This window comes from Ramlibacter sp. (assembly GCF_050250995.1).
In the GTDB taxonomy this organism is placed as follows: domain Bacteria; phylum Pseudomonadota; class Gammaproteobacteria; order Burkholderiales; family Burkholderiaceae_C; genus Ramlibacter.
In genome coordinates, this window is the sequence record NZ_JBFWNP010000022.1 from 14,632 (window position 1) to 37,785 (window position 23,154).

Sequence of the window (23,154 nt, forward strand, 5' to 3'; positions counted from 1 at the left end):
GCCGCCCCCGCTGGGGCAAGGCGGGTTTCCCATAGGACGCCAGCGGGATGCTGCGCTGCGGTAACATCCTCTCTCAGCCGCTGGTGCATTCGTTTGGCTGACACGCCAACTCTCGATGAACGCTCCCACACCGATCGAACAACTTCTGGCCGCGGCCGACGGCGATGCGCCCCGCCTGCGCGAGATTCCCTACAACTACACCTCGTTCTCCGACCGCGAGATCGTGATCCGCCTGCTCGGCGAACGCGCGTGGGAGCTGCTGCACCGCCTGCGGGAGGAGCGCCGCACGGGGCGCTCCGCCCGCATGCTCTACGAGGTGCTGGGCGACATCTGGGTCGTGCAGCGCAACCCGTACCTGCAGGACGACCTGCTCGACAACCCGCGCCGGCGCGGCCAGCTGGTCGAGGCGCTGCAGCACCGCCTGGGCGAGGTCGAGAAGCGCCGCACGCCGCAGACGGACGGGCAGCGCGACTCGCTCGTGGGCGAACTGCTGGCGGCCGCGCGCGCCGCGGTGAAGTCGTTCGACGAAAGTTTCACCGTGGTCGGCGCGCTGCGCTCGCGCACCACCCGCGCGCTGCGCCGCTACACGGCCCGCGACAACATCAAGTTCGACGGGCTGTCGCGCGTCTCGCATGTCACCGACGCGACCGACTGGCGCGTCGAATACCCCTTCGTGGTCCTCACGCCGGACACCGAGGCCGAGATGGCCGGGCTGGTGAAGGGCTGCATCGAACTCGGCCTCACGATCATTCCGCGCGGCGGCGGCACGGGCTACACCGGCGGAGCGGTGCCGCTCACGTGGAAGAGCGCGGTCATCAACACCGAGAAGCTCGAGGCGATGACCGAGGTGGAGCACATCGCGATCCCCGGCCGCGCCGAGCCGGTGGCGACGGTGTGGACCGAAGCGGGCGTGGTCACGCAGCGCGTGTCCGACGCGGCCGAGCGCGCGGGCTTCGTCTTCGCGGTCGACCCGACCTCGGCCGAGGCATCGTGCATCGGCGGCAACGTCGCCATGAACGCCGGCGGCAAGAAGGCCGTACTGTGGGGCACGGCGCTCGACAACCTCGTGTCGTGGCGCATGGTGACGCCGCAGGCGCAGTGGCTGGAGGTCACGCGCCTCGACCACAACCTCGGCAAGATCCACGACGCGCCGGTGGCGACCTTCGAGCTGAAGTATTTCGAAGCCGACGGCAAGACGCCGGTGCGCAGCGAACGCATCGAGGTCCCCGGCGCGAGCTTCCGCAAGGTCGGCCTCGGCAAGGACGTCACCGACAAATTCCTCTCGGGCCTGCCCGGCGTGCAGAAGGAAGGCTGCGACGGCCTCATCACCAGCGCGCGCTGGGTCGTCCACCGCATGCCGGCGCACACGCGCACGGTCTGCCTCGAATTCTTCGGACAGGCCAAGGACGCCGTGCCGAGCATCGTCGAGATCAAGGACTTCATGTTCGCGGAGCAGCTTCGCAGCGGCACCGTGCTCGCGGGCCTGGAGCACCTGGACGACCGCTACCTGCGCGCTGTCGGCTACAGCACCAAGTCCAAGCGCGGCGGTCTGCCGAAGATGGTGCTGGTCGGCGACATCTCCGGCGACGATGCGGATGCGGTCGCCCGCGCGACCTCCGAAGTGGTCCGCATGGCCAACACGCGCAGCGGCGAGGGCTTCATCGCCGTCAGCCCCGAGGCGCGCAAGAAATTCTGGCTCGACCGCAAGCGCACCGCCGCGATCAGCAAGCACACCAACGCGTTCAAGATCAACGAGGACGTGGTGATCCCGCTGGAGCGCATGGCGGAGTACACCGACGGCATCGAGCGCATCAACATCGAGCTGTCGCTGCGCAACAAGCTGAAGCTGGCGCACGAGCTCGCGGCCTTCTTCGACCGCGGCAACCTGCCGCTGGGCAAGCTCGACGACGCGAACGAGATCCCGTCGGCGGAGCTGCTCGAGGACCGCGTGCAGCAGGCGCTTTCGCTCGTGCGCGAGGTGCAGGCGCTCTGGCAGGGCTGGCTCGACGACGTCGATCCGCTGTTCCCGCGACTGCAGTCGCACGAGTTGCGCGCGAGCTGGAAGACGCAGATCCGCGCGCCTCTGCAGCAGATCTTCGCCGGCAACGCCTTCGTGCCGGTGCTGAAGGAGGTGGAGGCGATCCACAAGCGCGTGCTCAAGGGCCGCGTGTGGGTCGCGCTGCACATGCACGCGGGCGACGGCAACGTCCACACCAACATCCCCGTCAACAGCGACGACTACGAGATGCTGCAGACGGCGCACGAGGCCGTGAAGCGCATCATGGTGCTCGCGCGCGCGCTGAACGGCGTGATCTCGGGCGAGCACGGCATCGGCATCACCAAGCTCGAGTTCCTGACCGACGAGGAACTCCAGCCCTTCGCCGACTACAAGCAGCGGGTCGACCCCGAGGGCCGCTTCAACAAGGGCAAGCTGCTGCGGCATTCGGTGGCGGATGCCGAGGCGATGTCGGTCTACGCCGATCTCACCAACGCGTACACGCCCTCGTTCGGCCTCATGGGCCACGAGTCGCTGATCATGCAGCAAAGCGACATCGGCGCCATCGCCGACAGCGTGAAGGACTGCCTGCGCTGCGGCAAGTGCAAGCCGGTGTGCGCGACGCACGTGCCGCGCGCCAACCTGCTGTACAGCCCGCGCAACAAGATCCTCGCGACCTCGCTGCTGGTCGAGGCCTTCCTGTACGAGGAGCAGACGCGCCGCGGCGTGTCCATCAAGCACTGGGAGGAGTTCGAGGACGTGGCCGACCATTGCACGGTCTGCCACAAGTGCGCGAACCCCTGCCCGGTGAAGATCGACTTCGGCGACGTGTCGATGAACATGCGCAACCTGCTGCGCAAGATGGGGCAGAAGAGCTTCCGCCCCGGCAACGCGGCCGCGATGTTCATGCTGAACGCGACGAACCCGGAGACGATCAAGCTCGCGCGCACGGCGATGGTCGACGTGGGCTTCAAGCTCCAGCGCCTGGGCAACGACCTGCTGCGCGGCTTCGCGAAGAAGCAGGTGACGCTGCCGCCGTCGACGCACGAGCGCGCGCCGGTGAAGGAGCAGGTCATCCACTTCATCAACAAGAAGCTGCCCGGCGGCCTGCCCAAGAAGACCGCGCGCGCGCTGCTCGACATCGAGGACAAGGACTACGTTCCGATCATCCGCAACCCGCAGGCGACGACGCCGGAGACCGAGGCCGTCTTCTACTTCCCGGGCTGCGGCTCCGAGCGCCTGTTCTCGCAGGTCGGCCTGGCCACGCAGGCCATGCTGTGGCATGCGGGCGTGCAGACGGTGCTGCCGCCCGGCTATCTGTGCTGCGGCTATCCGCAGCGCGGCAGCGGCCAGTTCGACAAGGCCGAGAAGATCACGACCGACAACCGCGTGCTGTTCCACCGCGTGGCCAACACGCTCAACTACCTCGACATCAAGACCGTCGTGGTGAGCTGCGGCACCTGCTACGACCAGCTCCAGGGCTACGAGTTCGACCAGATCTTCCCCGGCTGCCGCATCGTCGACATCCACGAATACCTGCTCGAAAAGGGCATCACGCTGGGGGACGCGGGCGCCTACCTGTTCCACGATCCCTGCCATTCGCCCATGAAGCTGCAGGAGCCGATGAAGACGGTGAAGGCGCTGCTGGGCGACCAGGTGCGCAAGACCGAGCGCTGCTGCGGCGAGTCGGGCACGCTGGGCGTGACGCGCCCCGACATCTCCACGCAGGTCCGCTTCCGCAAGGAAGAGGAGCTGCGCAAGGACGAGGCCGCGCTGCGCGGCGCGGGCGCGGTCGGCGCGAAGGACGACATCAAGGTCCTCACCAGCTGCCCGAGCTGCCTGCAGGGCCTGAGCCGCTATGGCCACGACCTGCAGAACGGACTGCTGGAAGCCGACTACATCGTGGTCGAGATGGCGCGCAAGATCCTCGGCGAGAACTGGATGCCCGAATACGTGAAGGCGGCAAACGACGGCGGCATCGAGCGGGTGCTGGTGTGAGCCAGGGCGCGGCCGGCTGCCCGCTGTGCGAATCGGCCGGCGGCACGCTGCTCGTGCGGACGCCGCGGTGGCGGCTGATCCGCGCGGACGAGGCCGGCTTTCCCGCGTTCTACCGTGTGGTCTGGAACGCACACGTCGCCGAATTCTCCGAACTCTCCGCCGACGAGCGCCGCGACTGCATGGAAGCGGTGGCGACGGTCGAGGCCGTGCTGCGCCGGCATCTGCGGCCCACCAAGGTCAACCTCGCCGCGCTGGGCAACATGGTCGCGCACCTGCACTGGCACGTCGTCGCGCGATTCGAGTGGGACAGCCACTTTCCCACGCCGGTTTGGGGAGTGGCCCTGCGCGAAGCGCCGGCATGGCGCCTGGCCGAGGTCGAAGCGGCGCGTGCGGACCTCGAGCACGCCCTCGTTGCGGCCTTGTCGCACGCCCCCTGAAAATCGCACGCAATCGTCGAAAACCGCACGCGAGCGCACGCTCTGCGGTGAAATCGTTCTCGTGCATCCGAGCCCTCACCGTGTATAACTCAGGAATAGAGCCGTTTTCAGTGGGAAGCGGAAGCGTTCCCGGAGGTTTTCGATGCGCGAGCGATTGATTCGACAGATCTGGCGGGCCGGCCTGGTGCTCGGGCTCGGCCTTTTCGCATCGGCGGCGAGCGCTCAACGGGCGGGGGAGGTCGAGTTCTCGCGCGGCGTCGGCTTCGCGCAGACCGGCTCCGCCACGCCGCGCACGCTCGGCAAGGGCCTGCCGCTGATGGAGGGCGACCGGCTCACCACGTCCGAGGGCGCCAGCGCCATCATCAAGCTCGCCGACGGCACGCGCATGACCGTGCGGCCAAATTCCGAGCTGGTGATCTCGCAGTACCAGTTCAAGGAGAACGCGACCGACAACTCCATGCTCCTGCAGATGGTGCGCGGCGGCTTCCGGGCGGTCACCGGCCTCATCTCGAAGAGTTCGCCCAATGCGGCGCGGGTGCAGACGAACACGGCCACCATCGGCATTCGCGGTACCGATTTCGACGCGCGCCTGTGTACCCGCGAATGCGGCACGGAGTCCTCGCGCATCAGCGACCAGGCGCGTCCCAACGCCGTGCTCGCGAGCGCCAAGGTGATCCAGGCGTTCGGCGAAGTCAACGCGGTGGATGCTTCCAACCAGCGCCGCCGGCTCGTCGACGGCGGTAGCGTGTATCCGGGCGACGTGGTCGAGACCGGGAATGGCACGCGCGCCATCCTTGCCTTCCGCGACGACAGCCGCATGACGCTCGGCTCCAACACGCGGTTTCGCATCGACAACTTCGTCTACGACGAGCGGAACGCGGGCGAGGGCCGTTTCCTCGCGTCGGTGCTCAAGGGCTCGGTGCGCGCGCTCACCGGCCTGATCGCGCGGGCCAACAACCGCAACGTGGGCTTCAGCACGGCCACGGCCACCATCGGCGTGCGGGGCACCGGGCTCGACATCGTCTGCACGGGCGCCTGCGCGGGCGAGGCGGGCGCGAGCGGCTCCGGCCTCACGCTCTTCGCCTGGCTCGGCTCCATCGCGGTCACGCCTTCGGGCCAGACCGCGCTGCAGGTGCTGCAGGCGGGGCAGGGCCTCTTCATCTCGCCGCAGGGCATCCTGCCCATCAACACGCAGCCCCCGGTCGAGGGCGCGCGTCCCGACACCGTGACGCCGCCGCAGAAGCTGTTCACGCGCGAGCAGGTGTCGGACGCGCAGGAGGGCTTGTTCGTCTTCGTGCGCGACGGCCACATCGAAGTCGCGACGGCGGGCGAGGTGCTGCACCTCGGCAAGGGCGAAGCGGGATTCGCCAGCCCGCAAGGGCAGACCGCCCGGCCCAACACCATCCCGAAGTTCATCGACTTCGACAAGGTTCCGCCGCCGACGACGAAGAACCCGCTGCTGGTCAGCGTGCTGAACGATGCCGGAATCAAACAGTCGAACCAGTGCAAGTGAAACGCGAGGCCATCGCGTCGTGACAAAACGTTCTCCCCGGTGAGAGAATCGTCGCTCCGAACCCACGAGGGGCGACAAGAAGATGAATCAGAAACCTGGCGCGCCGCGCGGGCAGGCACGGCGCAAAGCGAGGGTGCTGCTCGCCTGGACGGCTCTCGCCGGCGGCAGTGCGGCGCTCGCGCAGGCACCGGCGCCCGCCGCTCCCCCCGCCCCTTCCGCGCCCATGGCCGCGCCCGCCCCGGCGCCGCAGTTCGGCATCCGCGGTTTCACCGTCTCCGGCGAGAACCCGCTGGGCGACGCCGAGACCGCGCGCATCCTCGCGCCCTACGTCAAGCCGAACGCGACCATGGACACCCTGCAGGAAGCGACGACCGCGCTCGAGAAGGCGCTGCGCGACCGCGGCTTCGGCCTGCATCGCGTGGCCCTGCCGCCGCAGGAAGTGGGCGAGACGGTCAAGCTCGAGATCGTCACCTTCACCATCAGCCGCATCGCGATCGAGCGCGCCGAGGGCAGCACGAAGATCTACGACGACGACAACATCCGCCGCACGCTGCCGGAGCTGCAGGTCGGCAAGACGCCCAACTTCAAGATGCTCGCCGTGCAGACGGCCATCGCCAACGAAAACCCCAACAAGCAGATCCAGCTGGGCATTCGCGAGTCCGACGAGCCGGACAAGATCGACTCCACGATCACCGTGCGCGAGAGCCGCCCGTGGACCTTCGGCGTGAGCCTGTCCAATGCCGGGTCCGAGTCGTCCGGACGGGACCGCTTCACGGTCTCGGGTGGCCACACCAACCTGTGGAACCGCGACCACCAGTTCGTGGGCGCCTACACCACCTCGCTCGAGCGCATGAGCGACGTGAAGCAGCTGGGCCTGTCGTACAAGGCGCCCCTCTACCCGGTGGGCGGCGTGGTCGGCGCGAGCTACACCCGCTCGGACGTGGTGGGCAATTTCGGCGCCTTCACCAGCACGGGCGCGGGCCACACGCTCGGCATCAACTACACGCAGTACCTGCCGCCCGAGGGCGGGCGGCGCAGCTACTTCACCGTGTCGCTCGACGACAAGGTGTTCAACGCGTCCAAGGTCAACGACCTCGTCATCCCCGACACCTTCGACCGCCGCAGCCGCCCGCTCACCCTGGGCTACACGGCACGCGTGGAGTCCGACACCTCCGTGTGGGGCTACAACGTCGACTTCGCGATGAACACGGGCACCGGCAACTCCAACGACCTGCGCTCGTACCGCTCCGAGGATCCGCGCGTCGAGACCGTTCACTGGAAGGCCGTGCGCGGTGGGCTCACCTACAGCGCGGCGGTCTTCAAGGACTGGCTGTGGAGCGGCCGCGTGCAGTACCAGTACAGCCCCGACGTGCTGATCTCGGGCGAGCAGTTCGGCCTGGGCGGCCTGAGTTCGGTGCGCGGCACGACGATCGAGCGGCCGGTGTCCGGCGACATGGGGATCTCGGGCACCATGGAGCTGACCACGCCCGAGCTGCTGCCGGGCCTGCGCCTGCTCGGCTTCATCGACGCCGGCTGGGTCGGCAACAACAATCCAAATGGCACCAACAAGCCCTCGTCGGACCGGCTGGCGAGCATCGGCATCGGGCTGCGCTACTTCTTCGGCACGTCGTTCTCGGCGAGCGCCGACTACGGCCGCGTGCTGAACGACAGCAAGGTGCCCGTGACGGTGAACTCGGCGTCGCCCCGCAGCGGCGATCACAAGTTCTATATTTCGGTCTCCTACCGCTTCTGAGCCGAAGAGCGGCCGGCCATGCCCTAGAGTAGAGGGATGGCTGGCCTTCGCAACGACACCCCCACTCCCGAATCGCTCACCCTGCACGGCAAGTCGCGCGTGCTCGAGGCGGGCTTCTCCGACGGACGCGTCTTCCGCATTCCGTTCGAGCTCATGCGCGTGTACTCGCCCTCGGCCGAGGTGCAGGGCCACGGGCCGGGCCAGGAGGTGCTGCAGACCGGAAAGCGCGAAGTCGACGTGGTCGAGCTCGAGTCCGTGGGCAACTACGCGGTCAAGCCCACGTTCTCGGACGGGCACGACAGCGGCATCTTCTCCTGGGACTTCCTGTACTTCCTGGGCGACCAGCAGGCGCGGCTGTGGGCGGAGTACGAGAAGCGGCTGGCCGAAGCCGGAGTGGACCGCGATGCGCCGATGGTCGCCGCTTCGGCGTCCGGCCATTCGTGCGGGCATTGAGGGCGCGACGATGAGCAGGACGCACTTCGGATTCGACTCGGTCGACGCGAACGACAAGGCGCGGCGCGTGCGCGGGGTCTTCGACTCCGTCGCGCCGAAATACGACCTCATGAACGACCTGATGTCGCTCGGCTTGCATCGCGCGTGGAAAGCGTTCGCGGTCCTCGTCGCGCATCTGCAGCCGGGCCAGCGCGTGCTCGACATCGCGGGCGGTACGGGCGATCTGGCCCAGGCGTTCGCGCGCAAGGTCGGCCCGTCGGGGCTGGTGGCGCACACCGACATCAACGAATCGATGCTGCGCGTCGGACGCGACCGCCTGCTCGATGCCGGCGTCGTCCTGCCCACGACCGTGTGCGATGCGGAGAAGCTTCCCTTCGCCTCCGGCGCTTTCGATCTCGTGAGCGTGGGCTTCGGCCTGCGCAACATGACCGACAAGGACCGCGCGCTCGCCGAGATGAGCCGGGTGCTGCGTCCCGGTGGCCGGCTGCTCGTGTTGGAGTTTTCCAAGGTGGCGCGGCCGCTCGAAAAGGCGTATGACTGGTATTCGTTCAAGGTGCTTCCGCGCCTGGGGCGCATGGTGGCCGGCGACGAGGCGAGCTATCGCTACCTCGCCGAATCGATCCGCATGCATCCGGGGCAGGAAGAACTGAGGGCGATGATGAAGCGCGCCGGCTTCGGCCACGTGGACTATCACAATCTCACGGGCGGGGTCGTCGCGCTGCATGTGGGCATCAAGTGTTGAGCGGCCCGGCCGCTGTGCAAGGGGAAACGAAATGAAATTCTGGTCCTGGGTTCTCGTGGCGCTGATGGCGCTTGCCAGCATTCCCGACGCCGAGGCCGCGCGCCGCCTGGGCGGCGGCAAGTCGGTCGGCCGGCAGTCGTCCAACGTGACGCAGCGGGAGGCATCGCCGCCCGCGGCCGCACCCAATTCGCCCGCGAACGCGCAGCAGGCGCAGCGGCCGGGGCAGCCCGGCGCGACGCCACCGGCGCCCGCGCGCCCGTGGGGCGCCATGCTCGGCGGCCTGGCCGCGGGCCTTGGCCTGGCCTGGCTCGCCAGCTCGCTGGGGCTGGGCGCCGGGTTCGCCAACATCCTCATGATGCTGCTGCTGGCCTTCGTGGCCATGGCGGTCATCGGGTTCATCATGAAGTCGCGCCGCGGCCGGCAGGGCGGGCTGGCCTACCAGGGCGCGGGCGCGAGCCCGATGGACCCCGCGCCGCTGGCGCGCCAGTACAACCCCGACAAGGTCGGCAACGACGCCTCGGCGCGCCCGTGGGAGCGCAACACCACGTCCTTCGAAGCGGCCCAGCCGGCCCATGCCGCCGGGGGCGCCGGGGCGGCGGGCGGGCTCGGCATCGGCTCGGGACTGGGAGGCTCGCAGAACTGGGGCGTGCCGGCCGGGTTCGACACCGAGGGCTTCCTCTCGGCCGCCAAGCGCAATTTCATGACGCTGCAGGATGCGTGGGACCGCTCGGACGTGTCCACGCTGCGCTCGATGATGACCGACGACATGCTGCGCGAAATCCGCGCGCAGCTCGCCGATCGGGAGCGCGAATCGCCCGGCCAGCCGAGCCGCACCGAGGTCGACATGCTCGATGCGAAGCTGCTCGGCATCGAGGAAACCGTCGACGACTGGCTCGCGAGCGTCGAGTTCTCCGGGATGATCCGCGAGGAACCCTCGGCCGGGCCGGCGCCGTTCCGCGAGGTGTGGAACATGGTGAAGCCGCGCACGGGCGGCGGCGGGTGGCTGGTGGCGGGCGTGCAGGCGCTGCAGTAGCCGGTAGCACGGAGGCATGGCGGCCCGGCCTGCCGCTACCATCGGGGGCTATGGCGACACAACCTCCCGGCTCTTTCTTCGATGGCGCACTCGGCAAGCTGGGCGACCTGCTGCGGCCGCCGCCCTGGATGGTCGAGGAACTCCAGCGCCGCATGGTGCTGCTGCTCAACCATGTGCTTCAGCAGGAAGCCGAGGCCCAGGCCCGGCTGAAGCGCCAGACAGGGCGCATCGTCGAGGCGCACTGGCGGCAGTTTTCGATGCGCCTGCAGGCGACGCCCGCGGGCCTGCTCGAACTCGCGCCCGCCGCGGTCGTCCCCGATCTCACGCTGACGGTCACGGAGGAGTCGCCCTTCGCGCTCGCGCAGGGCGCGCTGCGCGGCGACCGGCCCGCGGTGCGCATCGCGGGCGACGTGCAGCTCGCGGCCGAGGTGCAGTGGCTCGTCGACCATGTCCGCTGGGACCTCGAGGAGGACATGGCCCGCGTGATCGGCGATGCGCCGGCGCATGCGCTGGGGCAGGGCATGCGCGGGATGGCGGACGCGGTGCGCAAGTTCGCGGGCAGCATTCCTTTTCCCGGGGGCAGGAGCGGCAGCGGCAACGACGTGTCGCCGGCATCGCCGGCGCCCACGGTCTCGCCCGCGCCGACGCCGACCCCGTCGCCGATGCCTCCCGCAGCGACCGGCGCCCCGCGAGAATGACCCACTATCTCCGCGCGGCGGTCATCCTCTGGATCGTCCTGCGCTACGGCCTCGACGAGCTGGTGCTCTCGAGCTTCAAGCGGCGCTGGCTGCGCACGATCGGGCGCATCGTGGCGTTCGGCCGCCGCCTCGACGCGCCGCGCGGGCAGCGGCTGCGCGAAGCGCTCGAGGCGCTCGGCCCCATCTACGTGAAGTTCGGCCAGGTGCTTTCGACGCGGCGCGACCTGCTGCCGCCCGACATCGCCGACGAGCTGGCGCGGCTGCAGGACCGCGTGCCGCCGTTTCCGAGCGAGGTCGCGGTGAACATCATCGAGCGCGCCTTCCGCTCGCCGGTGGACACCGTCTTCGCGAGCTTCGAGCACGTGCCGGTTGCCAGCGCCTCCATCGCGCAGGTGCATTTCGCGACGCTGCGTCTGCGGTCGGGCGAGCTGCGCGAGGTGGCCGTGAAGGTCCTGCGCCCGGGCATGCTCAACGTGATCGAGAAGGACCTCGACCTCATGCGCACGATGGCCGGTTGGATGGAGAACGTGTCGCAGGACGCGCGCCGCCTCAAGCCGCGCGAGGTGGTGGCGGAGTTCGACAAGTACCTGCACGACGAGCTCGACCTCGTGCGCGAGGCGGCCAATGCCGCTCAGCTGCGCCGCAACATGGCGGGCCTGAACCTCGTGCTGATCCCCGAGATGTACTGGGACTTCTGCCACCCCGAGGTGATGGTGATGGAGCGCATGAAGGGCGTGCCCATCAGCCAGGTCGAGCGCCTGCGCGACGCCGGGGTCGACGTGCGGCAGCTCGCCCGCGACGGCGTGACGATCTTCTTCACGCAGGTGTTCCGCGACGGCTTCTTCCACGCCGACATGCACCCCGGCAACATCCAGGTGAGCCTGGAGCCGGGCACCTTCGGGCGCTACATCTCGCTCGACTTCGGCATCATCGGCACGCTCACCGAGTTCGACAAGGAATACCTCGCGCAGAACTTCACGGCTTTTTTCCGCCGCGACTACAAGCGCGTCGCCGAGCTCCACATCGAGTCCGGGTGGGTGCCGCCGGGCACGCGTGTCGATGAACTCGAAGGCGCGGTGCGCACCGTGTGCGAGCCGTACTTCGACCGGCCGCTCAAGGAACTGTCGCTCGGCATGGTGCTCATGCGCCTGTTCCAGACCTCGCGCCGCTTCAACGTGGAGATCCAGCCTCAGCTCGTGCTGCTGCAGAAGACGCTGCTGAACATCGAGGGGCTCGGGCGCGAGCTCGACCCCGACCTCGACCTGTGGGCCACGGCCAAGCCCTTCCTGGAGCGCTGGATGGTCGACCAGATCGGCCCGCGCCGCCTTTTCGACGAACTGCGCGACCAGGCGCCGCGTTACGCGAAGATCCTTCCCGACCTGCCGCGGTTGCTCTACACCTATCTGCAGCGTGGCCACGACGACGGCCGCGGAGAATTGCTCGAGATGCTGCGCGACGAGCGGCGCGCCAACCGGCGCCTGCGCGGCGTGGTGTATCTGGGCCTCGGGTTCGCGCTGGGCCTCCTGGCGATGCAGGGGCTGCTCCACCTTCGTATGGCTTGAGCGCAACTCGCTCCTATGCATAATCCGCGCGAACGGACGTAGTGGAGATTTCGATGAATCACACCCTGATCACTTTCGTGGTGCTCTATCTTCTCGGCACGCTCGCCATCGGCGCCTGGGCCGGCACGCGCATCAGGAACACGGCGGACTTCGCCATCGCGGGCCGCCGCTTGCCGCTGGTCATGGTCGTGACCACGACCTTCGCCACCTGGTTCGGGGCGGAGACGGTGATGGGCATCCCCGCGAAGTTCGTGCAGGGCGGCCTCAACGCGATCGTCGAGGACCCGTTCGGCGCGGGCACCTGCCTCATTCTCGTCGGCCTGTTCTTCGCGGCGAAGCTGTACAAGAAGAACCTCCTGACCATCGGCGACTTCTACCGCCAGCGCTACGGCCGCGGGATCGAGGTCTTCTGCTCCGTCGCCATCATCCTCAGCTACCTCGGCTGGGTCGCGGCGCAGATCACGGCGCTCGGCCTCGTGTTCTCCGTCCTCACCGACGGCGGGATGTCCGAGACCACCGGCATGATCGTCGGCACGCTCGCGGTGCTGGTCTACGTCGTGATCGGCGGCTTCCTCGCGGTCGCGTGGACCGACTTCATCCAGATGATCGTGCTGGTGGTCGGCATGACGATCATCGCGTTCTTCGCGGCCGACCTCGCCGGCGGCTCCGACAAGGTGCTCGCCGTCGCGACGTCGAAGGAACTGTGGACCTTCCTGCCGCCGCCCACGTTCACCGACATCGCCTTCTTCATCGGCGCGGGCCTCACGATGATGCTGGGCAGCATTCCGCAACAGGACGTCTTCCAGCGCGTCATGTCCGCGAAAGACGCGGACACGGCGCGCAATGGCGCGGTCATCGGGGGCGTGAGCTACATCCTCTTCGCCTTCGTGCCGATGTTCGTCATCCTGAGCGCCGTCGTGGTCATGGGCGACTCGGCGCTGGCGCTCGCGAAGGACGACTACCAGCGCGTGCTGCCGACCTTCGTGCTCACGAAGATGCCGCTCATCATGCAGATCCTCTTCTTCGGCGCGCTGCTCTCCGCGATCAAGAGCACGTCCTCGGCGACGCTGCTCGCGCCCTCCACGAGCTTCGTCGAGAACATCCTGAAGAACCTGCGCCCCGGCATGACCGACAAGCAGCAGCTGTTCGCCATGCGCGTCACCATCGTCGTCTTCACCGCGATCGTGCTGGCTTATGCCATCGCGATGAAGGGCACCTCGATCTACGACCTCGTGTCCTCGGCCTACCAGGTCACGCTCGTGGGCGCCTTCGTGCCGCTCGTGATGGGGCTGTACTGGAAACGCGCGACGACGCAGGGCGCGATCTTCTCCATCGCCGCCGGCGTCTCGGTCTGGGTGCTGTTCTTCCCGCAGATCGGCGGCGAGGAACTGGCCAAGATGTTCCCGGGGCAGCTGGCCGGCCTGATCGCGGCTTTCGTGGGCATGATCGTCGGTTCGCTCGCCCCCCAGTGGCTCAGGAACCGTCACGAGCCGACGGCGCACGTGGCAAGCGCCGCGACCTGAGGCTGTCATTCCCGCCTCCGCGGGAATGACGCTGCGGCGAGAGGCCGGGGCGCCACCTATAATTGAGGGCTTTGCACCCTCCGCCCTCCTGACGCCATGCCCATCTACGCCTACAAATGCGGATCCTGCGGCCATGCCAAGGATGTTCTGCAAAAAATCTCCGACGCGCCCCTGACCGAGTGCCCCGCCTGCGGGGCTTCCGCGTTCAGCAAGCAGGTCACCGCCGCCGGTTTCCAGCTCAAGGGCTCCGGCTGGTACGCCACCGATTTCCGCAACAACGGCAGCGCCGCGCCCGCAGCCGATAAGGCCGCCGACAAGCCCGCCGACGGCGCGGCCAAGCCGGCCGATGCCGCGTCCAAACCCGCGGACAGCGGCGGCGGCTCCAGCGGCGGCGGCGCCAAGTCCGATGCGCCGGTTGCATCCGCCGGTGGATGCAGCACCGGCTGCGCCTGCCACTAGGCCGCACCATGTCCGCCTTGCGCAAATGGCTGGTCGCCGGCCTGCTCGTGATCGTGCCCGTCGCCATCACGCTGGCGGTGCTCAACTGGATCGTCGGCACCCTCGACCAGACGCTCCTGATCCTGCCGCGCACCTGGCATCCCGACCAGGTGCTGGGCTATCACATCCCCGGCTTCGGCGTGCTTCTCACGCTGGCCATCCTGCTCATCGTGGGTGCGGTGGCGAGCAACTTCGTGGGCCGCCGGCTCGTGAAGTTCGGCGACGCCATCGTCCATCGCATCCCCGTCGTCCGCTCGATCTATTCGAGCGTGAAGCAGGTCTCCGACACGCTGTTCTCCGAAAGCGGCAACGCGTTTCGTAAGGCCGTCCTGATCGAGTGGCCGCGCCCCGGCGTGTGGACCATCGCCTTCGTGACCGGTGTTCCCGGCGGCGGCGTGGAGCGCCAACTCGAGGGCGACTTCGTGAGCGTCTATGTCCCCACCACGCCCAATCCCACGGGCGGGTATTTCGTGATGCTGCGCCGTAGCGACTGCATCGAGCTGGCGATGAGCGTGGACGACGCGCTCAAGTACGTCGTTTCCATGGGTGTGGTTGCACCGAAGGCTATTCCGTGACTCAGAAAATGCGAACCACTTACTGCGGCCTCGTCACCGAGGCGCTGCTGGGCCAGAACGTCTCGCTGTGCGGCTGGGTGAACCGCCGCCGCGACCACGGCGGCGTGATCTTCGTCGACCTGCGCGACCGCGAAGGCTATGTGCAGGTGGTGTGCGACCCCGACCGCGCCGAGATGTTCGAGCGCGCCGAGGGGCTGCGCAACGAGTTCTGCGTGCAGGTCAAGGGCGTCGTGCGCATGCGGCCCGAAGGCACGTCGAACGACAACCTCAAGAGCGGCAAGATCGAGGTGCTGTGCCACGAACTCGTGGTGCTCAACCCCTCCGTCACGCCGCCCTTCCAGCTCGACGACGAGAACCTGTCGGAGACCACGCGCCTCATGCACCGCGTGCTGGACCTGCGCCGGCCGTACATGCAGAACAACCTCATGCTGCGTTACCGCGTGAGCATGGAGGTGCGCAAGTTCCTCGACGCCAACGGCTTCATCGACATCGAGACGCCGATGCTCACCAAGAGCACGCCCGAAGGCGCGCGCGACTACCTGGTGCCCAGCCGCGTCCACGACGGCATGTTCTTCGCGCTGCCGCAGTCGCCGCAGCTCTTCAAGCAGCTGCTGATGGTGGCCGGCTACGACCGCTACTACCAGATCACCAAGTGCTTCCGCGACGAGGACCTGCGCGCCGACCGCCAGCCCGAGTTCACGCAGATCGACGTCGAGACGTCCTTCCTCGACGAGGAGGAAATCCGCACGATGTTCGAGGGCATGATCCGCAGCACCTTCAAGAACGTGCTGGACATCGACATCGGCGCCTTCCCCGTCATGAAGCATTCGGAAGCGATGCGCCTCTACGGCTCCGACAAGCCCGACCTGCGCGTGAAGCTCGAATTCGCCGAGCTGACCGACGTGATGAAGGACGTCGACTTCAAGGTCTTCTCGGGTCCCGCCAACCAGGCCGATGGCCGCGTGGTGGGCCTGCGCGTTCCGGGCGGCGGCGAGATGACGCGCGGCGACATCGACGGCCACACCGAGTTCGTGAAGATCTACGGCGCGAAGGGTCTGGCCTGGATCAAGGTCAACGACGCGAGCATGGGCCGAGACGGTTTGCAGTCGCCCATCGTGAAGAACATTCACGACCGTGCCCTCGCCGAGATCGTCGCGCGCACCGGCGCGCAGACCGGCGACATCATCTTCTTCGGCGCCGACAAGGAGAAGATCGTCAACGACGCCATCGGCGCGCTGCGCGTGAAGATCGGCCACAGCCCCTTCGGCAAGGCCCGCGGCCTGGTCGAGGGCGCATGGCGGCCGCTGTGGGTGGTCGACTTCCCGATGTTCGAATACGACGACGCGGCGCAGCGCTGGAACGCGGTGCATCACCCGTTCACCTCGCCCAAGGACGGCCACGAGGACTGGCTCGAGACCGACCCCGGCCGCTGCGTGGCGAAGGCCTACGATGCGGTGCTCAACGGGATCGAGCTCGGCGGCGGCTCGGTCCGTATCCATCGCGAGGACGTGCAGAGCAAGGTGTTCCGCGCGCTCAAGATCGACGCGGAGGAGGCGCAGGCGAAGTTCGGCTTCCTGCTCGATGCGCTGCAGTACGGCGCGCCCCCGCACGGCGGCATCGCGATCGGCCTCGACCGTTTCGTCATGCTGATGACCGGCGCCGAGTCGCTGCGCGACGTGATCGCCTTCCCCAAGACCCAGCGCGCGCAGGACCTGCTGACGCAGGCGCCGGGGCCGGTGGACGAGAAGCAGTTGCGCGAGCTGCACATCCGGCTGAGGAATACGCAGGCGGCGTAAGTGTCATCCTCACGGAGATGACGACGTCATGGCTAAAATAGCCAAACTTCCGAAAGGAGTTGCCATGATGACCACCGCGACCGAAGCGAAGAACCGCTTCGGCTATTACTGCAGCCAGGCCAAGACCGAGGCCGTGATCGTCGAGAAGGACGGCCGGCCGGATACGGTCATGCTCGACTATGTGGAGTACAAGGCGCTGTTGGCCCGAGCGGGGGGCATCGACGACGCGAAGCGGCAGAAGGAATTCAACGAACAGTACGGGGACTGGATCGCGGCCCAGAATGCGGATCTCGAGAAGAACGGACTGTGGTCCGATGGATTGATCGACTGGCAGCGCTGAACGTGGCCCAGTACGACGTCTTCGTCAATCCCAACCCGAATTCGCGCGCCACGGTTCCGTATGTGGTGGACGTACAGAGCGCCTTGATCGATCGGCTGCCTACGAGACTCGTCATGCCCTTGTCGCTCGTCGGCGCGAGCGAATCGAAGCTCCCGCTCAACCTCTGTCCCCGAGTGACCGTGGCCGGACTGTCGCTCACGCTCATGCCTCAACTTTCCGCGCCGATCCCGGTACGGATGCTCCGGGACCCGGTGGCAAGCCTCGGTCATCGGGCGCTCGAGGTCAGTGCGGCCATGGACGCCGTTCTGAGTGGATTCTGATCTCCGTCCCTTCAAGATTCCCCACTCCGTCCTGGTCGTGGTTCACACGGCCGCGCTCGATGTCCTGCTCATCGAGCGCGCGGACTCCCCCGGCTTCTGGCAATCCGTCACTGGCTCGAAGGACCATGAGGACGAGGCCCTCGACGAAACCGCCCGCCGCGAGGTCCGCGAAGAGACAGGCATCGGCCGCGACGTCGGCGTGCTGACGGACTGGCATCTCGAGAACATCTACGACATCTATCCGAGCTACCTGCACCGCTACGCGCCCGGCGTGACGCGCAACCGCGAGCACGTGTTCGGCCTGTGCGTGCCCGAGGGAACGGCGATCGTCCTGAGTCCGCGGGAACACATCGCTTACCGTTGGTTGCCCTATCGCGAGGCCGCGGATGCCTGCTTCTCGCCTTCCAACGCCGAAGCGATCCTGTTGCTGCCACAATTTCGGGAATGACCACGCTGCGCGTCGCGACCTACAACATCCACAAGGGCGTGCAGGGGTTCGGCCCGACGCGGCGGCTCGAGATCCACAACCTCGGCCATGCGGTGGAGCAGCTCGACGCCGACATCGTGTGCCTGCAGGAAGTGCGCAAGGTCCATGCGCGCGAGGCGCAGTACTTCACCCGCTGGCCCGAACTGCCGCAGGCCGACTTCCTCGCGCCCGAGGGCTACCAGGCCGTCTACCAGACCAACGCGAAGACGAAGTTCGGCGAGCACGGCAATGCGCTGCTGTCGCGCTGGCCCGTCGTGTCGCAAGGCCACGAGGACATGTCCGACCATCGCTTCGAGCAGCGCGGTCTGCTGCACGTGCAGGTGCAGGTCAAGCGCGCGACGGTCCACGTGATCGTGCTGCACCTCGGCCTGATCGCGGGCAGCCGCCTGCGGCAGGTGGAGCAGGTGGGCCGCTACATCGAGCGCGAGATTCCACGCAAGGCGCCGCTCGTGATCGGCGGCGACCTCAACGACTGGGGCGGCAAGCTGCGGCCCGCGATGAACCAGCTCGGGCTGAAGGATTTCATCGGCGAGCGCATCGGCACCTTTCCCTCGCGCCTGCCGCTGACGCAGCTGGACTACGTGTACGCGCGGGGCCTCAAGCCCGTCGGCGTCGAGGTGCCTCGCGGGCGGATCTGGTGGCGCATGTCCGACCACCTGCCGCTCATCGCGGAATTCAAGCTCTAGCACGCCCGCGATGGCGTACCGCATCCCTCCGCTGCGTGCCGGGCACGAGCTGCATCTTCTCGAAGGCGCCCGCGAACTGTTTCCCGCGATGCTGGCGGCCATCGACGGCGCGCGGTCCGAAGTGCTGCTCGAGACCTACATCTTCGATTTCACGGGCGAAGGCGCCGAGATCGCGTACGCGCTCGAACGCGCCGCATCGCGCGGTGTGACCGTGCGCGTGGTGGCCGACGCCGTGGGCAGCGGCGAGTCGCCGCCGGCGTGGCTGCATCGCCTGTCGCACGCAGGCGTGGCATGGCGCTGGTACTCGCCCACCGGCTGGCTCGGCCTCATGTCGCTGCGGCAGTGGCGTCGCCTGCACCGCAAGCTGTGCGTGGTGGACGCGACGATCGGATTCTGCGGCGGGATCAACATCCTCGACGACTTCCACGACCCGAATCATGGCGCGCTCGACGCGCCGCGATTCGACTTCGCGCTGCGTGCCGCCGGCCCGCTCGTGGCCGAGATGCACGACACCATGCAGCAGCTGTGGCTGCGGCTGGAGGCCGCGTCGCGCCTGCGGCACGCCCAGCTCACGGGTGCGCTCGTGTCGCTGCGCGCGGCCCGCGCGCGCACCGGGCCGGGCTCCCGCGCGGCGCCGTGGCGCGCCGGGTCGTCGCGCGCAAAGGCCGCCCTCGTGCTGCGCGACAACGTCCGCAACCGCGGCCGCATCGAACGCGCCTACCGCCGCGCCATCGGCCAGGCGCGCGAGGAGATCATCATCGCCAATGCGTACTTCGTGCCGGGTCGCAAGCTGCGCCATGCGCTCGTGAGCGCGGCGAAGCGCGGCGTGCGCGTGAGCCTGCTGCTGCAGGGCCGCTACGAATACTTCATGCAGTACTACGCCGCGCGCCCGGTGCTCGGCGCGATGCTGCATGCGGGCGTCGAGATCTTCGAGTACGCGCCGAGCTTCCTGCATGCCAAGGTGGCCGTGGTCGATGGCCGGTGGGCGACGGTGGGCTCCTCGAACCTCGATCCCCTGAGCCTCCTGCTGGCGCGCGAGGCGAACGTGATGGTGGAGGACGCGGCATTCGCGCAGCGCCTTCGGCAGCGCCTCCTGCGGGCGATGCGCGACGACGGGACGCGGCTCGATGCCGCGGCCTACGAGAGCCGCTCCGGATGGATGCGCGCGAAGGAGTGGCTGGCCCTCGTCGTCATGCGCGTCGCGCTCTTCGTGCAGGGCAAGCGCTACCTTTGATGGCCGACCTCGTCGTCCAGCGGCCCGAGGGCCTGTACTGTCCGCCCGGGGACTTCTACATCGATCCGTGGCGGCCCGTCGCCCGCGCGGTGATCACGCACGCGCACTCCGACCATGCACGCTACGGCAACGGCCACTACCTCGCCGCCGCCCCCGCCGAGGGCGTTCTGCGGACGCGACTGGGCGAGATCGACCTGCAGACGCTGCCGTACGGCGAACGCATCGTGCATCACGGCGTGACGGTTTCGCTGCATCCCGCGGGCCACGTGCTGGGCTCGGCACAGGTGCGGCTGGAACATCGCGGACGCGTCTGGGTCGCGAGCGGCGACTACAAGGTCGCGCCCGACCCGACCTGCGCGCCGTTCGAGCCGGTGCGCTGCGACGTGTTCATCACCGAGTCGACCTTCGGGCTGCCGATCTACCGCTGGGCGCCCGACGAGCAGCTCTTCGCGCAGATCGATGCGTGGTGGTCGCGCAACCTCGAGCACGGCCGCGCGACCGTGGTCTGCTGCTACAGCTTCGGCAAGGCGCAGCGCCTGCTGGCGGGCGTCGATCCGAGCATCGGCCCCATCGTCGTGCATGGCGCGGTCGAGCCGCTCAATCGCGCGTACCGCGCCGAGGGCGTCTCGCTGCCCGAGACGCGCCTGGTGACCGAGGTGGCGGACAAGACGGACCTCAAGCGCGCGCTCGTCGTGTGCCCGCCGAGCGCGGCGGGCAGCCCGTGGATCCGCCGCTTCGGCGATGCCCGCACGGCGTTCGCGAGCGGCTGGATGCAGGTGCGCGGAAACCGCAGGCGCGGCGGCTACGACCGCGGCTTCGTGCTCTCCGACCATGCGGACTGGCCGGGCCTCATGAGCGCGATCGAGGCCACGCAGGCCGAGCGCGTGATCGTGACGCACGGCAGTTCCGGCGCACTGGTGCGCTATCTGCAGGAATGCGGGCTGCAGGCGGAATCGTTCGAGACGGAATACGGGGACGACAGGATCGAGGCGGACACCGTAGAGAACGCATCGTCCTCTTCGGAGCTGCCGCCGGAGCCCGCCGCATGAAGCGCTTCGCGCAACTCTTCGCCGAGCTCGACGCGACGACGTCCACCAACGAGAAGGTCGAGGCGCTCACGCGCTACTTCGACCACGCGCCCGCGCGCGACGCCGCGTGGGCCGTGTACTTCCTGGCCGGCGGAAAGCCGCGGCAGGTCGTGCCCACGGGGATGCTGGGCGCGCTGGCCTGCGAGGTCGCGGGCATTCCGGCGTGGCTGTTCGAGGAGTCGTATGCGAGCGTCGGCGACATGGCCGAGACGATCGCGCTGATCCTTCCGCTCGACGGCGAGACCTCGGACGTGGGGCTCGCGACGTGGGTCGAGGAGCGCCTGCTGCCCCTGCGCGGCAAGCCCTTCGAGGAGATCGCGCCCCTCGTCAAATCGTACTGGCGCGAGCTCGATTCGCAGGGCCGCTTCCTGCTCACCAAGCTGATCGGCGGCGCCTTCCGCGTCGGCGTGAGCAAGCTGCTGGTGCAGCGCGCGCTTGCGGCGCATGCGGGCGTCGATGCCAAGCGCGTCGCGCAGCGCATGATGGGCTACACCGACGGCAAGACGGCGCCCTCGCCCGAGCGCTACGCGGCGCTCGTCGCGAAGACCGAAGAGGAAGCGGGCGAGTTGCGCGATGCCGGGCAGCCATATCCCTTCTTCCTCGCGCACCAGCTCGACCTGCCGCCGGAGCTCTTCAGCGCGCGGCTCGGTCCGCCCGACGGGTGGATGATCGAATGGAAGTACGACGGCATCCGCGGCCAGATCGTGAAGCGCAACGGCGAGGTGTGGATCTGGTCGCGCGGCGAGGAGCTCGTGACCGAGCGCTTTCCCGAGATCGTCGCGTCGGCCCGTGGCCTGCCGGATGGCACGGTCGTCGACGGCGAGGTGCTGGTGTGGAACGACGAGACGGATCGGCCCGCGCCCTTCGCCCTGCTGCAGCAGCGCATCGGCCGCAAGAACCTTTCGAAAAAGATCCTCGCCGATGCGCCGGTGAGCTTCATGGCCTACGACCTGCTGGAGCAAGGCGGCGAGGACATCCGCGGCCTGCCGCAGCGAGATCGGCGCGCGCGGCTGGAGGCGTTGCTGAAGGACGCCCCCATCCGCGTCTCGCCGGTCGAGACCGGCGCCACCTGGCGCGAGTTCGCCGACCGGCGCGAACGCTCGCGCGAACTGGGCGTCGAGGGCTTCATGCTCAAGCGCATGGACGCGGCCTACGGCACCGGCCGCACCAAGGCCGAGGGCCTGTGGTGGAAGTGGAAGATCGAGCCGATGTCGATCGACTGCGTGCTCGTGTATGCGCAGCCGGGCTCGGGCAGGCGCTCTTCGCTGCATACCGACTACACCTTCGCGGTGTGGAACCGCGCGCCCGCCTCGCAGGCGGAGGTGGATGCGGTGGTCGAGGCGATGATGCGCAAGGAGCCGGCGCGGCCCGGCGGATTGCAGCTCGTCGCGTTCGCCAAGGCGTATTCCGGTTTGACCGACGAGGAGTTCCGCCGCGTCGATGCGCTCATCCGCCGCCACACCATCGAGAAGTTCGGCCCGGTGCGCAGCATGAAGCCGATGCTCGTCTTCGAGCTGGGCTTCGAAGGTATTCAACGCAGCGGCCGCCACAAGAGCGGCATCGCCGTCCGGTTTCCCCGCATGCTGCGCATTCGCGACGACAAGCCGCTCGCCGAAGCCAATACCCTGCAAGACCTGGAATTACTACTGAATCTCTAGGCTCAATGGGTGCGATGTTAGGATTCGGCCATGTTGTTGAAGGCCGATTCCTCCGCCGAACCGACCCGTCCCGACCCGGACGAGGGCGTGCCGGTGTCGCAGAAGATCCGCGAGCGCATCCTCGCGGCCCGCAAGCGTTTCCATTCCAACGACAACATTGCCGACTTCATCGAGCCGGGCGAGCTCGATGCGCTGCTCGGCGAGGTCGCGGGCAAGATGCAGGGCGTGCTCGACAGCATGGTGATCGACACCGCGAGCGACCACAACACCAACGACACCGCGCGCCGCGTCGCGAAGATGTACGTCAACGAGGTGTTCCGCGGCCGCTACGTGAAGCCGCCGGCGATCACCGAGTTCCCGAACGCCGAGCATCTCAACGAGCTGATGATCGTCGGCCCGATCACCGTGCGCTCGGCCTGCAGCCACCACTTCTGCCCGGTCATCGGCAAGCTGTGGGTCGGCATCATGCCCAACGAACACACCAACGTGATCGGCCTGTCCAAGTACGCGCGCCTCGCCGAGTGGGTGATGGGCCGCCCGCAGATCCAGGAAGAGGCCGTGGTGCAGCTCGCCGACCTCATCATGGAACGCACGCAGCCCGACGGCCTGGCGGTCGTGATGGAGGCCAGCCACTATTGCATGGCGTGGCGCGGCGTGAAGGACCTCGACAGCAAGATGATCAACTCGGTGATGCGCGGCGTCTTCCTCAAGAATTCCGCGTTGCGCCGCGAATTCCTCGCGCTGATCCCCAACAAAGCCTAGGC

The 23,154-nt window shown here is 68.2% G+C and carries 21 protein-coding genes; all 21 read left to right on the forward strand.

The genetic code is table 11. From position 1 onward, the window contains the following. Nucleotides 1–115 precede the first annotated feature (115 nt). The 21 genes from AB7E83_RS15265 to folE all read left to right on the forward strand — a co-directional run bounded on the left by AB7E83_RS15265 (nucleotide 116) and on the right by folE (nucleotide 23,152). Nucleotides 116–3,994, forward strand: coding sequence for a DUF3683 domain-containing protein (locus tag AB7E83_RS15265; RefSeq protein ID WP_428570892.1), 3,879 nt, complete (start codon nucleotides 116–118; stop codon nucleotides 3,992–3,994). Beyond that, a complete protein-coding gene (locus AB7E83_RS15270; protein WP_428570893.1) occupies nucleotides 3,991–4,431 on the forward strand; it encodes an HIT family protein in 441 nt (146 codons plus the stop codon). The genes AB7E83_RS15265 and AB7E83_RS15270 overlap by 4 nt, the downstream gene beginning before the upstream one ends. 142 nt (nucleotides 4,432–4,573) lie before the next feature. Beyond that, complete coding sequence (locus tag AB7E83_RS15275; protein WP_428570895.1) at nucleotides 4,574–5,944, forward strand: FecR family protein; 1,371 nt, start codon at nucleotides 4,574–4,576, stop codon at nucleotides 5,942–5,944. An 82-nt stretch (nucleotides 5,945–6,026) separates the two neighbouring features. Next, nucleotides 6,027–7,697: a ShlB/FhaC/HecB family hemolysin secretion/activation protein gene (locus AB7E83_RS15280; protein ID WP_428570897.1), complete on the forward strand. Its 1,671-nt coding sequence runs from the start codon at nucleotides 6,027–6,029 to the stop codon at nucleotides 7,695–7,697. A gap of 36 nt (nucleotides 7,698–7,733) precedes the next feature. Continuing rightward, nucleotides 7,734–8,150 (forward strand): gamma-butyrobetaine hydroxylase-like domain-containing protein, encoded by a 417-nt coding sequence (locus tag AB7E83_RS15285; protein WP_428570899.1) that lies wholly within the window; start codon nucleotides 7,734–7,736, stop codon nucleotides 8,148–8,150. A gap of 10 nt (nucleotides 8,151–8,160) precedes the next feature. Then, a complete protein-coding gene (gene ubiE, locus AB7E83_RS15290) occupies nucleotides 8,161–8,892 on the forward strand; it encodes a bifunctional demethylmenaquinone methyltransferase/2-methoxy-6-polyprenyl-1,4-benzoquinol methylase UbiE (protein ID WP_428570901.1) in 732 nt (243 codons plus the stop codon). A 31-nt stretch (nucleotides 8,893–8,923) separates the two neighbouring features. Continuing rightward, complete coding sequence (locus AB7E83_RS15295) at nucleotides 8,924–9,925, forward strand: Tim44 domain-containing protein (protein ID WP_428570902.1); 1,002 nt, start codon at nucleotides 8,924–8,926, stop codon at nucleotides 9,923–9,925. A gap of 50 nt (nucleotides 9,926–9,975) precedes the next feature. Further along, nucleotides 9,976–10,623: a ubiquinone biosynthesis accessory factor UbiJ gene (locus tag AB7E83_RS15300; RefSeq protein WP_428570904.1), complete on the forward strand. Its 648-nt coding sequence runs from the start codon at nucleotides 9,976–9,978 to the stop codon at nucleotides 10,621–10,623. Continuing rightward, nucleotides 10,620–12,185: a ubiquinone biosynthesis regulatory protein kinase UbiB gene (gene ubiB / locus AB7E83_RS15305; RefSeq protein WP_428570905.1), complete on the forward strand. Its 1,566-nt coding sequence runs from the start codon at nucleotides 10,620–10,622 to the stop codon at nucleotides 12,183–12,185. Before AB7E83_RS15300 ends, ubiB begins: the two co-directional genes overlap by 4 nt. A 53-nt stretch (nucleotides 12,186–12,238) precedes the next feature. Beyond that, nucleotides 12,239–13,708, forward strand: a complete 1,470-nt coding sequence (locus tag AB7E83_RS15310) for a sodium:solute symporter family protein (RefSeq protein ID WP_428570907.1) — start codon at nucleotides 12,239–12,241, stop codon at nucleotides 13,706–13,708. A gap of 96 nt (nucleotides 13,709–13,804) precedes the next feature. Further along, a complete protein-coding gene (locus tag AB7E83_RS15315) occupies nucleotides 13,805–14,167 on the forward strand; it encodes an FmdB family zinc ribbon protein (RefSeq protein ID WP_428570909.1) in 363 nt (120 codons plus the stop codon). Nucleotides 14,168–14,175: 8 nt separating this feature from the next. Continuing rightward, a complete protein-coding gene (locus tag AB7E83_RS15320) occupies nucleotides 14,176–14,781 on the forward strand; it encodes a DUF502 domain-containing protein (protein WP_428570911.1) in 606 nt (201 codons plus the stop codon). A gap of 8 nt (nucleotides 14,782–14,789) precedes the next feature. Further along, nucleotides 14,790–16,577: an aspartate--tRNA ligase gene (gene aspS / locus AB7E83_RS15325; RefSeq protein WP_428570912.1), complete on the forward strand. Its 1,788-nt coding sequence runs from the start codon at nucleotides 14,790–14,792 to the stop codon at nucleotides 16,575–16,577. Between the two features lie 67 nt (nucleotides 16,578–16,644). After that, complete coding sequence (locus AB7E83_RS15330; RefSeq protein WP_428570913.1) at nucleotides 16,645–16,917, forward strand: prevent-host-death protein; 273 nt, start codon at nucleotides 16,645–16,647, stop codon at nucleotides 16,915–16,917. Nucleotides 16,918–16,919: 2 nt separating this feature from the next. After that, entirely contained in the window at nucleotides 16,920–17,237 is a 318-nt protein-coding gene (locus AB7E83_RS15335; RefSeq protein ID WP_428570915.1) for a CcdB family protein, read from the forward strand. Next, a complete protein-coding gene (nudB, locus tag AB7E83_RS15340; protein WP_428570917.1) occupies nucleotides 17,227–17,685 on the forward strand; it encodes a dihydroneopterin triphosphate diphosphatase in 459 nt (152 codons plus the stop codon). The genes AB7E83_RS15335 and nudB overlap by 11 nt, the downstream gene beginning before the upstream one ends. Further along, a complete protein-coding gene (locus tag AB7E83_RS15345; RefSeq protein ID WP_428570919.1) occupies nucleotides 17,682–18,410 on the forward strand; it encodes an endonuclease/exonuclease/phosphatase family protein in 729 nt (242 codons plus the stop codon). The genes nudB and AB7E83_RS15345 overlap by 4 nt, the downstream gene beginning before the upstream one ends. A gap of 10 nt (nucleotides 18,411–18,420) precedes the next feature. Further along, complete coding sequence (clsB, locus tag AB7E83_RS15350) at nucleotides 18,421–19,644, forward strand: cardiolipin synthase ClsB (protein WP_428570921.1); 1,224 nt, start codon at nucleotides 18,421–18,423, stop codon at nucleotides 19,642–19,644. Continuing rightward, nucleotides 19,644–20,693, forward strand: coding sequence for a ligase-associated DNA damage response exonuclease (locus AB7E83_RS15355; protein ID WP_428570923.1), 1,050 nt, complete (start codon nucleotides 19,644–19,646; stop codon nucleotides 20,691–20,693). Before clsB ends, AB7E83_RS15355 begins: the two co-directional genes overlap by 1 nt. Beyond that, nucleotides 20,690–22,390, forward strand: coding sequence for an ATP-dependent DNA ligase (locus AB7E83_RS15360; RefSeq protein ID WP_428570925.1), 1,701 nt, complete (start codon nucleotides 20,690–20,692; stop codon nucleotides 22,388–22,390). The genes AB7E83_RS15355 and AB7E83_RS15360 overlap by 4 nt, the downstream gene beginning before the upstream one ends. 30 nt (nucleotides 22,391–22,420) lie before the next feature. Then, entirely contained in the window at nucleotides 22,421–23,152 is a 732-nt protein-coding gene (gene folE, locus AB7E83_RS15365; RefSeq protein ID WP_428570927.1) for a GTP cyclohydrolase I, read from the forward strand. The last annotated feature ends 2 nt before the right edge of the window (nucleotides 23,153–23,154 follow it).